The following is an 11989-nucleotide window of genomic DNA, read 5'->3' on the forward strand; positions in this document are numbered from 1 at the left end:
GTCCTCGAACAGGGATTCGATAAGGACAAAAACCTTTGGGGAGGAGGGGCGGGGACTGGGGAGGGGAAGAGGCCCCTTCCTTCAGAAAGGGGCCTCTTCCCCTCCCCGAATTTCGCCTCTGGAAAAAAGAACAAGAAGGCGGGGGGTTGCCTAATCGCAAAAAAATAAACATACTATCAAGAAACACTTCTTGTAGCGGGACCGTTTCCGAATTCGGAGACGGGGGGTCCGCATCACTTGCAACCAGGAAAAAACAATGGAACAGACTCCTGCTGAACTCTGGAAACAACGGTCCATAGCCATTGCGGCTACGGTGAAGGAAGTCGCGTCGGTGGACGAGGCTTTGCAGTACGCCCTCGAACTGTGTCAGGCCGCCGAGCCTCATGAGCAGCTCATGGGTGCCGAGCCGGAACGCAAAGGCAATATCCTCGCAGCGCCCGGCCTGCCCGCTGAACAGGCCGAGATCCTCCGCAAGGGATGCGAAGAGAAGGGCCTCGTTTTCGTTGAAGGGGGCCTGCGGGAATACGCCGGCGGCATGGAAGTCGGCGTTGCGTGGGCCGCGTGCGGCCTCGCCGATACGGGGACCTGTGTGGTTGAGAGCACCAACGAAGATATCCGGCTGGCGACCATGCTTCCGGAAACAAGCGTGCTGCTCATCCGCCGCTCGACCATCCTGCCCGGCAATGAAAACGGCGCGGAGGTGCTCCAGAAGTTCTTCGGCAAGCCCGAACCCGAATTTTTGGCTTTCATCAGCGGGCCGAGCCGTACCGCCGACATCGAGCGTGTGCTGACGCTGGGCGTTCATGGCCCGTTGTATCTGCACGCCGTGCTCATCAACGACTAGTTTTCGTACGGGAAGCCGCTTCCCAGTCGATTTACCATAAGGATTGCCATATGAAAGAACCCGCACGCGATATAAAAAACTACCGTACCGACCTGTCCGCCGCGCTGGAGGATACGTTCCAGCGCCGCGCCTTGGACAAGTTCGCGGTGGATTACCGGGCCAGCCGTGAGCGCATCTACTCCGGTCTGAACGACCGCGAGCTGATCGCCGAAGTCGCCGCCCGTAAGGACGAATCGGTCAGGCACCTCGACGAGCTGTTCGTACAGTTCAAGGAAGAGGCCGAAAAGCGCGGGGTGCAGGTGCATCTTGCCAGAGATGCCGCCGACGCCAACCGCATCATCGCCAAGATCGCGGAAGAAAACGGCTGTAAGATGGTCGTGAAGTCCAAATCCATGACCGTCGAGGAAATCCAGACCAATACGGCCCTTGAAGCCAAGGGCATGGAAGTGGTGGAAACCGACCTTGCGGAATGGATCATCCAGCTTCGCCATGAAGGGCCTTCCCACATGGTCATGCCCGCTATCCACCTGTCCCGCACGCAGGTTGCCGATACCTTCACCAAGGAAACCGGCAAGCACCAGACCGAAGACATCACCAGCCTCGTGCGCGTGGCCCGCCGCGAGCTGCGCCGCAAGTTCGCCGAAGCCGACATGGGCATTTCCGGCATGAACTTCGCCGTGGCCGAATCCGGCGCTATCGGCCTCGTGACCAACGAAGGCAACGCCCGCATGGTCACCACGTTGCCCCGCGTGCATGTCGCGGTGGGCGGCATCGACAAGCTGATCCCCTCGTTCGACGACGCGATGGCGACCCTCCGCGTGTTGCCCCGTAACGCCACGGGCCAGCATCTGACCTCTTACGTCACGTGGATCGCCGGCGGCGTGCCCACGGCTTCCGCGCCCGACGGCAAGAAGAGTATGCACGTAGTGTTCGTGGACAATGGCCGTAAAGCCGTGCTCAACGATCCCATCCTGTCGCAGGCCCTGCGCTGCGTGCGCTGCGGCGCATGTGCCAACGTGTGCCCCGTGTACCGTCTCGTGGGCGGGCACCGCATGGGCTACATCTACATCGGCGCCATCGGCCTCATCCTGACCTACCTGTTCCACGGCAAGGACCGCGCCAAGGCGCTCGTCCAGAACTGCGTGAACTGCCAGGCCTGCAAGAGCGTCTGCGCGGCGGGCATCGACCTGCCCGGCCTGATTGAGGAAATCCGTATGCGGTATATTGAGCAGGACGGCAACAGCCTGCCCATGAACCTGCTGGCGTCCACCCTCAAGAACCGCAAGGCGTTCCATACGCTTTTGAAGTTCGCCAAGTACGCCCAGAAGCCGCTCACCGGCGGCGAGCAGTTCATCCGCCATCTGCCTTCCATGTTCGCCAAGGACAACGAGTTCCGCGCCCTGCCCGCCATCGCCGACAAGGCGTTCCGCGACCGCTGGGAAAAGCTGGATCGCCCGGTTTCCGCGAACCCCTCGCTGCGTGTGGCCATCTTTGCGGGCTGTGTACAGGACTTCGTGTATCCCGAGCAGCTTGAAGCGGCTGTAAAGCTCATGCAGGGCCACAACATCCGTGTGGACTTCCCGATGGATCAGTCCTGCTGCGGCCTGCCCGTGGTGATGATGGGCCAGCGCGAAACCGCCCGCGACGTGGCGCTCCAGAACATGGATGCCTTCGAGAAGGGCGATTACGATGTCATCCTGACCCTCTGCGCCTCCTGCGCCTCGCAGCTCAAGGAAGGCTATGTGGAACTGTTCGCCGGGCAGCCCGGACGTCAGGCCCGCGCAAAGGCGCTTGCGGACAAGGTTATGGACTTCAGCACGTTCGCGAAGGAAAAGCTCGGACTGAGCGCCGAAAGCTTCAACCACAGCGACGAAAAGGTAACCTATCACGCCTCTTGTCACCTTTGCCGTGGCCTTGGCGTGAAGGAAGCCCCGCGTGAACTCATCGCCGCTGCCGCCGACTATGTTCCGGCTGCCGAAGAGGAAGTGTGCTGCGGTTTCGGCGGCACGTACTCCGCCAAGTTCCCCGAAGTGTCCGCCGCGCTGCTTCGCAAGAAGCTGGACGGCATCGCGGATACCGGCGCGGCCCGTGTGGTCATGGACTGCCCTGGCTGCGTGCTTCAGATCCGCGGCGGCGCGGAGAAGGACGGCAAGGGCCTCAAGGTGACGCACATCTCCGAGCTGCTGGCTGAGAATCTGAAGAAGTAAATGCCTCCCCGGCGGTCTGGGGGCATGATGCCCCCAGACCCCTCGAAGCGAAAAGAAGCGGTTCCGTCTCCGGCTGAAGCTGAAAACGGAACCGCTTCTTTTCGCTCCAAGTCCGTCAGGAGTACCTTTTTCGAAGTGAGCGGCACTGCTGAGGGGGTCCTCGGGCAGGCTATGATGAACTTGTTCTCCTATTTGTTTTGAAAGTGTGTTGTTAACGCTGTTCCTCTTTGAAAGAAGTATTCTTCTGATGGCAATCCGCGCCGGAAAAGCTGTAAAGAGGGATTCGATAAGCACAAAAGTCTTTGAAGAGGAGAGGGTGGAGTTTGGGGAGGGGGAGGAGAAACTTTCTCCAGAAAGTTTCTCCTCCCCCTCCCCAATTTCTTCTCGCCCTAATCGTGATGCGGGGTGTAGTTGATGGCCGCTTCTTCGTCGGTCCGTTCGACTTTGAAAATGACGGGGCGCAGACCGTCGTTGCAGCTGCATATGGCTATGCCCGGCTTTTCGATCCAGTCGCCGTAATAGAATTGTCCGCTGCCGTGCGCCAAGGCGAAAACATACTGGTAGATGGCCTTCCACGCTTCATCACAGAACCCCTCCGGCTTGGCGTAGTCGGCGTAAAAAATTTGCCCTTCCTTGAGCATCGGACACTTGCCGATTCCCTTGGAGCCGTATTCCTTGGCCAGTTCCTCATCAAAATGCCGCTTGAGGACGGTGATCCTGCATCGTTTCATGTCGCCTCCGTGATGTGTTGGAAAAGGCGTCTCCGGAAAACTGCCGCCAAGGGACAGCCTCCGCGATCCTGAAATCATATTCTGTCCCACTTACGAAAGTCTTTGGAGAGGAAGAGGAGAGGTTTGGAGGGGGGAAGGGGAAACTTTCTCAGAAAGTTTCCCCTTCCCCCCTCCCATTTTCTATTCCCCTCCATCCTTCTCCGAGTGCAGCTTTCTGAAAATGGTACTGCGGTTGACCTTGAAGACCTCGGCGACTTTTTGGACGGAGCCGTGCACCTTGAGAGCCTTGCGGAGGATGCCGCGCTCGATGTCGGCCATGATGTCCTTGAGGGGGCGCTCGTAGTTGATGCCGTCGTCAGGGAAAAACAGCTCCTCATTCTCGTTGCCGGTCATGTGCCGGGGCAAGTCCTTGACGGAGAGCGGGCCGTGATCCTTGGTGATCACGATGCTGTGCATGAGGTTCTGGAGCTCGCGCACGTTGCCGGGCCATGAATACTGGCGCAGGGCTTCCATGAGGCCGGGCGTGAGGTTCATGTGTTTGCGGTACTTGGAAGTGAACATGTTCAGAAAATGCGTCACGAGAGGCTGGATGTCGTCAGGGCGCTCGCGCAGGGGCGGGATGTTCACCACGGCCACGTTGAGACGGTAATAAAGATCGCGCCGGAAGAGGCCCTTTTCGACACGTTCCGCAAGGTTGCGGTTGGTGGCGGCGATGATGCGGACGTTGACCTTGCGGGGCTTGGAGGAGCCCACGCGCATGATCTCGCCATCCTGAAGCACGCGGAGCAGGCGGGTCTGCATGGCAAGGCTCAATTCGCCGATTTCGTCGAGAAACACCGTGCCGCCGTCGGCCATTTCGAAATAGCCGCTCTTGCCCTTGTTGCCTGCGCCGGTGAAGGCTCCGGGCATGTAGCCGAAGAGTTCCGACTCGGTGAGGCTTTCGGAAATGCCGCCGCAGTCCACCTTGAGGAACATCTTTTCCTTGCGCGGGCTGAGTTCGTGGGTGAGGCGGGCCACCACGTCCTTGCCGACGCCCGTTTCGCCGAGGATGAGCACCGTGGCGTCGGAACTGGCGAACCGCTCCACAAGGCTCATAACCTCTTTCATCTCGCGGCTTTCGAAGACGGGGACGAGTTCGCGGGTCTGTTCGCGGGCAAGGAAGGCGAGACGGTCGTGGAACTGCTCGATGAGTTTCTTCTGGGCGGTCATCTCCTCCTGCAGCTGGGTCAGGACGGTGATGTCGCGGGCGAAGGTCACGACAAGGCACAATTGGCCCTTGTCGTCGAAAACGGGATAGCCGGTCAAGACCAGACGCTTCCCGTTGGCGAGCTGCTGGACGTGGGTGGCCGATTTCCCGGTTTCGACGATCTGCGGATTGACGACCTTGTCGAAAATCCCCTGCTGGACGAGCGTGCGGATGTTCTTGCCCCGGATTTCCCCCTGCCTCAGGCCGGTCAGGGTTTCGTACATTTTGTTGACGAACAGGGTCGTCCCCTCCGCGTCACTGATGAAGACGCCATCAGAGAGGGTGTCGAGGATACTTTCAAAATGGGGAGCAAGAGACGTCATCGAAGTGTTTTCCATAGGCATCGCACGAGAAATAAAATGATTGCAGGGAAATTGGTTTCTCATGCTAGTGCCTGTACGCAAGAACGTCAAGGCGTGCGTGGAAAGGGGACGAGTGGACGGAGGGGAAAGCAAAAATCCCCGCCCGGATCGCCGGGCGGGGATATCTTTCGGAAGGGAGGAGCGGAAGCTTACTTCTTTTCTTCCGTCACGGCACCGCGGGTTTCATCGACGATCCGCTGGATGCGCTGCGCGACGCCGTCGGGCAGGCTGACGTCGCCCATGGCGTATTCGCGGCTCAGGAAGTCGTACTTCTGGGTTCCCAGTCGGTGGTAGGGCAGGGCTTCGTAACCCACGTTCTCGTGGCCTTTGAGGAACTCGCCGAGGGCGTAGGCGAACTCGTCATTGTCGTTGAACCCGGGAATGATGGGCGTACGGACCTGGACATGCAGGTTGGGGAATTCGGTGAGCAGCTTTTTGAGGTTGCTGAGGATCAGTTCGTTGCCGACGCCAGCGCCCTCACGGTGTTTTTCGCTGTCCATCTGTTTGACGTCGAACAGGACATAGTTGAGGTATGGGGCGGCTTCCTTGAGGGTATCCCACGGGATACAGCCGCACGTTTCAATGGCGGTCTTGATACGGCGATGACGGGCCTCCCGGAGCAGCGGGAGGGCAATGTCGGCGTGCATGAGGGGCTCGCCGCCGGAAAGGGTCATGCCGCCGCCGGAGCGGGCATAGAACAGGGCGTCCTTTTCCACTTCCTTGAGGATCTGATCGACGGTCTTGTTTTCGCCGTAGATGATCATCCCCTGTGCGGGACAGGCGTGGGCACAGTCGAGCGTCTTGCAGACGTCGCACTTGCTGCGGTCGAGCGAGAGTGTGCCATCTTCGTTGACGGTGATCGCGTCGTGTTCACAGGCCTTGATGCAGCGGTGGCAGCCGATGCAGCGGCCCTTGTTGTAGGCGACCTGCGGATGCGAGGCCTGGGATTCGGGGTTACTGCACCATTTGCACGACAGGGGGCAGCCCTTCAGGAAGACGATGGTCCGGATGCCGGGACCGTCGTGAACGGAATATTTCTGAATATTGAAGACGGTTCCGGTCGCCTTTCTATCTTCAAAGGAACCCATGGACTACCTCTTTTTCTGAGCGTTAGAGTTGGAAATGGCGGGCCAGATAATTCCGGCCCGCCATTTATTTAATCATTCATCTTGTGTGCCGCAAGCGGCCAGAACTTACATCTGGTCGTGGCCGGTACGGGCGATGAGGTCGTTCTGCAGGTCGGGGGTCAGGTCGACGAAGTAGGCGCTGTACCCGGCGATGCGGACGATGAGGTTACGATACTTCTGAGGATCCTTCTGGGCCTTCTTCAGGGTATCGGCGTTGATGACGTTGAACTGGATGTGCCACAGCTTCAGGTCGCACCAGGTACGGATGAACTGCACCAGCTTTTCGGTACCGGCATCGCCTTCAACGCACTTGGGAGTGAACTTCACGTTGATCAGACGGGCAGCACGGGCGCGCATACCGTAGTTCTTCGTGTTGTGGTTGGAGAGCAGGATGGCGGTGGGACCATTGTGGTCGGCGCCGTGAGACGGGGAAGAACCGTCAGCCAGCGGGAACCACGCCACGCGGCCGTTCGGGGTAGCGGAAACAACCTTACCGAAGGGCACGTGAGAGGTGAAGGGCACGTAACGGGCGTCGTTGTTGATGCCCATTTCCTTGCCGTACTTGGCGGCGAAGGACACGGCCATGCGGTCGAGTTCGCGACCGATTTCGTCGGCGTATTCGTCGTCGTTGCCGTAGCAGGGAGCCGTGCGGAGGAGCTGCTGGATGTCTTCGTAGCCTTCGAAGTTGGCTTCGAGAGCGTCGATGAGCTGATCCATGGTGAGCTTCCTGTCTTCAAACACGAGCTTCTTGATGGCGGCCAGGGAGTCGATGACGGTGCCGAGGCCCATGAATTCGAAGTAGCCGAAGTTCAGGCCTTCGGGGATCTGGGGCTGATGCAGGTCGATGCAGTGCTTGCGGCAGAGAGCGTGCAGCACGGAGCCCATGGGCTGGGCGAAGTGCTTGGCGCGGGTCTGGATAACAATGTACTGCTGGATGAACGTCGTGCGGAGCAGGAGCATGTGCTGCTGCACGTAGGCGTTCCAGAATTCGTCCCAGCTCTTGAACTTGCGGGCGTCGCCGGTCTGGATGCCGAGCTGCACGTCGCCGTACTTCTTCATCTTGCCGTCGTACAGAGCCATTTCCACAGCGGAGGCGAAGTTGGTATAAGCGCCGCCGGAGGTGTAGGTGTCGCGGTTGGGCATACGGATTTCGATGCAGCCGGACACGGCGTAATCAAGGGCTTCTTCAAAGGTCGCGCCCTTGGAGACGTACAGCGGGATGCATTCTTCGTCGTTGCACAGCTTGGGGAAGCCGGAGCCGAACTTGATGGTTTCGGCGACGTCCCACAGGTAGCGTTCAGGAGCGCGGCTGTGGATACGGGCGGCGAGGTCGGGGTAGTGCAGCGGGAATTCGCGCTTGGACTTCAGGAACAGGTAGGTCAGATCGTTGGTCGCGTCGCGGCCGTCCGGGGTCTGGCCGCCAATGGTGACGGCTTCCCAGTGAGCGTAGCCTTCGTTGAAGGCGCCGCCGGCGGGGGAGATGTACATGTCGATGAATTCGGCCATGCCGACCCACATGCATTCCAAGTATTCCAGGGTCTTTTCATCGGTCAGGATGCCGGCTTCCATGTCCTTCTTGTAGAAGGGATAGAAGTACTGGTCCATACGGCCGTTGGAGATGGTGGTACCGGTCTTCTGTTCCAGACGGGAGAACATCTGGGTGAAGTACTGGGACTGAACGGCTTCGTAGAAGTCGCGAGCCGGGTTGGCGGGCACGTGTTCGGCGTTTTCAGCCATGCGGATGAGTTCGGCCTTGCGGACCGGATCGGCGCAAGCTTCGGCGGCCTTGCGGGCGGCGTCGGCGTGGCGCTTCGCCCACAGAACGATGGCGTCGCACACGAGGATGGTGGCTTCGATGAAGGGACGCTTGTCCACCTGATCCACGGGAGAGGCGGGATCAAGAGCGGCCAGCTTTTCTTCCATTTCCTGCTTCAGACCGTTGAAGCCGCGCTTCAGCACCACTTCGTAGTCATGCACCCACTGGATGGAGGAGCGGAAAGAAGAGGTTTCGTTGACGATGAAGCGGGAGATCAGGCCGTCGGGATCGTCGTAGGTCAGCTTGTGAACTTCGGCGGGAAGAGCCTTGTTCAGAGCTTCGTGATAGGTGCGGCCCTTCCAGAAAGGAGCGATCTGCTCAACCACGATCTTGGCGTCTTCGGGGCTGATGGAAGCCGGAGACTGCGGGCGGGTGGGAAGGTCGCGCACGGCGATGTCGAGGAAGTCGCCGTCGAGTTCGGGGTACAGGATGCCGTAACGGCCGTCATGACCACCGCAGCGGCCGAGGAGGAGCTGATCGTCCTGCACCATGACGGTGATGTTCTTGGCAACGTTCATCAGAGCCTTGGCCCAGCGGAGAACCAAGGGCTGACCCACGGTTTCGGCCATGGACTGCGTGAAGAACAGAGCGCGTTCGACGTCGATAGCGGGCTTCTGGCCGTCGAAACGTTCCAGCAGCTTGAACACGCGCTTGTGGGATTCGCGATAGATGTCTTCTTTACCGGCGATGTTGTCTTCGAGACGCTGCTCATGAGGCGATTTGATTTCAGCTACCTGAGTCATGTCACTTCTCCGTGTAGGAATTAAGGTTGTGTAGTATGATGTGTGGAGCTTTCCGGCAGACCGCTCGGAAGTTCTCGTTCCCTTCTTCACTTGTCTTGCTTATAATAAAGCAAGTGCCGTGCCAGATGGGTTAGAAAAAATGTTTACTTGTTATTTCATGGTATTGTGAAAGAGAGTGTTTTGAGACGTCTTTCTGGAAAAGGGTGCAGTCGCAAAATTGCATCGCTTATCAGGAATAATCCGCAAAGAGTAGTCGTATAATGTTGCATTTTTGCGACAGAGAGAGGTTTTCCTGCAACCTGTGTCCGTTTTTGCGCAGCGAAAGAGAATAGTTCCTGACAAGGGTTTTTATCTTACTGATATTATATCAGAAAAAACTCCCTTTGAAGGAACAGCGTTGGTTGGGGGTGGAAAGTATGATGCAAAAATGCGACATCAGAAAAATCCATTTTGTGAAAAAAGTATTTTTAAAATGGCCTCTACAAACTGGAACTATCGGAAAAGACACCCAATCCGAGTTGAAGCGAGTACTTTTTCGAGGAATGCATGTGCCCAAAAAGACCGCAAGCAGGGATTTGATAAACGCAAAAACCTTTGAAAACAGAAGGATAGCGCCCAGAGAGGGAAAGAAAAAGCTCTTTTTTAGAAAGACTCTTCCGCTCTTCCCCGGCATCTCCATATCCATAATAAGAAAGGGGGAAGGGAACCAGTCCCTCCCCCCCATAAAAGGCGTACGCTACAATCAGACGATGCGGAAGTTGTCCACAACGCAGCAGCGGCGCAGACGCACGAACGAGCGGGCGCAAGTCACACCTTCACCAGTGGGGGTGGAGATGGTCATGGTCGTCCAGCCTTCGCCGCCAGCGCCGAGGGCGGCGAGGTGCGGGCCGTTCTTGACGAACAGGCTGGTGTTCATGGCGCGGGCCATCTTGTCCATGTTGTCGATATTGCGGGAGTGCATACCGGCGGTGTGGGACAGGCCACGTTCGAGGATGAGAGCCCATTCAATGGCTTCGTCCACGTTGGCGGCGCGCAGCAGCGGGATAACGGGCATCAGCTGTTCCACGCGAGCGAACACGTGGTTGATGTCGCGCTTCACGTCCACGATGAGCAGACGGCAGCTGTCGGGCACGTCGATGCCGGCGGCCTTGGCGATGAGGGCGGCGTCACGGCCGACCCACTTCGGGTTCGGATTGGGAGCCTTGCCGCCTTCAACCTGAGGATAGTTGCGCAGAACCACGCGAGCCACGGCGTCAGCCTGTTCAAGGCTGATTTCCACGGCGCCGATGGCCTTCATTTCGGCCTTCAGCTGATCGGCGATGGAATCCACGGCGATGATTTCTTTTTCGTCGGCGCAGATGATGTTGTTGTCGAAGGAAGCGCCGTCGTAGATGCTGCGGGCAGCGCGGGCGATGTTGGCGGTTTCGTCGACGACGACCGGCGGGTTGCCGGCGCCGGCGGCGATGAGGCGCATGGTGGCGACCTTGCGGGCCTGAGCCACAACAGCTTCACCACCGGTCACCACGAGCAGCTTGATGCGAGGATGCGAGAAGAGCTCCTGCGCCACTTCGATGGTGGGTTCCTTTACGGCGACAAGCAGGTTGGCAACGCCGGTGGCTTCGATGATGGCCTTGTTCAGGACCTGAATGGCCGTCTGGGAAGCACGCTTGGCGTTGGGGTGGGGAGCAAAGATCACGGAGTTGCCGCCAGCGATCATGCTGATGGCGTTGTTGATCACCGTGGCGGTCGGGTTGGTGGACGGCGTCACGGAAGCGATCACGCCCCAGGGAGCGTTTTCGATAAGGGTCAGGCCCATGTCGCCGGAAATGGCCATGGGGGAGAGGCATTCGGTGCCGGGAGTACGCTCGCAAACGAGGATATTCTTGGCAATCTTGTCGCTCACGCGGCCCATGCCGGTTTCGTTGTGGGCGATTTCAGCGAACGCCTTGGCGTTTTCAAGGCCGGCCTTGCGGATGGCGGCGATGATTTTGTCACGCATGGCGACGGTGCTGATCTTCTTCTGAGCGGCTTCGGCGGCCTGCACGGCGTCTTCGAGGCGATCGAAGAGGCCGAAGTCGCCGCAGTCGCAGCCGCTGGCGGCGACGACGGTCGTAGCAGCCGCGGTGGGCTGATCGGACATCATCTTTTTCAGAACTTCAACGACAATGCGTTCCACGTCTTGTTGGCGCACGTCCATATCTATACTCCTATGCTGGAAGCCGGACCCCGCGGGACTTTGAGGACTGCCGGGCGGGGGGCCTGTTTTTTCTGTTTGTCATCCTCGTCAGGAGACGAGGCAGAGCGGAAAACTCGGGGTCTTCCGGTGGGCGGCGGACCGCCCGCAGGGGCTATTCCCCCTGATTCTTGCGATAAATAGCTGCCTTACCGGCGTTTACATGGTCGACGATGCCGACAATGACCAGATCCAGCGGCGCATCTTTGTCGATGGCAAAACGTGCGGAACTGCCGCGGGACACGATAACCCATTCGCCCTCGCCCGCGCCGATGGGATCGGCGGCAACCTGAGAGCGGCCGATGGATTCACCCTTCTCATTGAGCAGATCAACGAGAAGCAGCGAGTTGTACGGCAAACCGGGACACCGGACCGTGGAAACGACCTGACCAATGACTTTTGCGAGTTCCATGTATGTCTCCGTTCCCGGAAGACGGTCTTCCGGGAGCATTCCGTAAGGAAGCTGACGGCCGGGCCGGGGCGCGAGGCCCCGGCGAGACCGACGAGCAGGGCTTAACCCAGCTTAAGTGCGCGGACGAGCTTACTTGCGGCTCAGGGGGAACACGGCTTCCAGGTCCTGATGGGGGCGAGGAATGACATGGACGGCCACGAGCTCGCCACCCACGCGCTGCACAGCGGCGGCGCCGGCGTCGGTAGCGGCTTTGCAGGCGGCCACGTCC

8 protein-coding genes are annotated in these 11989 nt (G+C 59.1%); 2 read left to right on the top strand and 6 right to left on the bottom strand.

Annotated elements, in window-relative coordinates; all coding sequences use genetic code 11:
- The first annotated feature begins 256 nt into the window (after positions 1 to 256).
- The gene (locus tag HMPREF0178_RS10345; RefSeq protein WP_009733368.1) at positions 257 to 844 is read left to right on the top strand and encodes a lactate utilization protein; all 588 of its coding nucleotides are present in this window, start codon (positions 257 to 259) and stop codon (positions 842 to 844) included.
- Between the two features lie 50 nt (positions 845 to 894).
- Positions 895 to 3051 carry an L-lactate dehydrogenase (quinone) large subunit LdhH gene (gene ldhH / locus HMPREF0178_RS10350; RefSeq protein ID WP_005024894.1) on the top strand — a complete coding sequence of 719 codons (2157 nt, stop codon included), beginning with the start codon at positions 895 to 897 and terminating at the stop codon, positions 3049 to 3051.
- Between the two features lie 389 nt (positions 3052 to 3440).
- Here the strand turns inward: ldhH and HMPREF0178_RS10360 are convergent, their stop codons facing one another.
- The 6 genes from HMPREF0178_RS10360 to HMPREF0178_RS10385 form a co-directional block, all read right to left on the bottom strand.
- The gene (locus HMPREF0178_RS10360; RefSeq protein ID WP_009733369.1) at positions 3441 to 3782 is read right to left on the bottom strand and encodes a TIGR04076 family protein; all 342 of its coding nucleotides are present in this window, start codon (positions 3780 to 3782) and stop codon (positions 3441 to 3443) included.
- 180 nt (positions 3783 to 3962) lie between these two features.
- A complete protein-coding gene (locus HMPREF0178_RS10365; protein ID WP_005024903.1) occupies positions 3963 to 5351 on the bottom strand; it encodes a sigma-54-dependent Fis family transcriptional regulator in 1389 nt (462 codons plus the stop codon).
- A gap of 188 nt (positions 5352 to 5539) precedes the next feature.
- Positions 5540 to 6478: a glycyl-radical enzyme activating protein gene (locus tag HMPREF0178_RS10370; RefSeq protein WP_009733370.1), complete on the bottom strand. Its 939-nt coding sequence runs from the start codon at positions 6476 to 6478 to the stop codon at positions 5540 to 5542.
- A 105-nt stretch (positions 6479 to 6583) separates the two neighbouring features.
- On the bottom strand, positions 6584 to 9076 hold the full coding sequence (locus tag HMPREF0178_RS10375) for a glycyl radical protein (protein WP_009733371.1): 2493 nt from the start codon (positions 9074 to 9076) through the stop codon (positions 6584 to 6586).
- 742 nt (positions 9077 to 9818) lie between these two features.
- Positions 9819 to 11273 (bottom strand): aldehyde dehydrogenase family protein, encoded by a 1455-nt coding sequence (locus HMPREF0178_RS10380; RefSeq protein ID WP_005024907.1) that lies wholly within the window; start codon positions 11271 to 11273, stop codon positions 9819 to 9821.
- A 151-nt stretch (positions 11274 to 11424) separates the two neighbouring features.
- Positions 11425 to 11721, bottom strand: coding sequence for a EutN/CcmL family microcompartment protein (locus tag HMPREF0178_RS10385; protein WP_005024909.1), 297 nt, complete (start codon positions 11719 to 11721; stop codon positions 11425 to 11427).
- Between the last annotated feature and the right edge of the window lie 268 nt (positions 11722 to 11989).

Source organism: Bilophila sp. 4_1_30 (assembly GCF_000224655.1).
In the GTDB taxonomy this organism is placed as follows: domain Bacteria; phylum Desulfobacterota; class Desulfovibrionia; order Desulfovibrionales; family Desulfovibrionaceae; genus Bilophila; species Bilophila wadsworthia.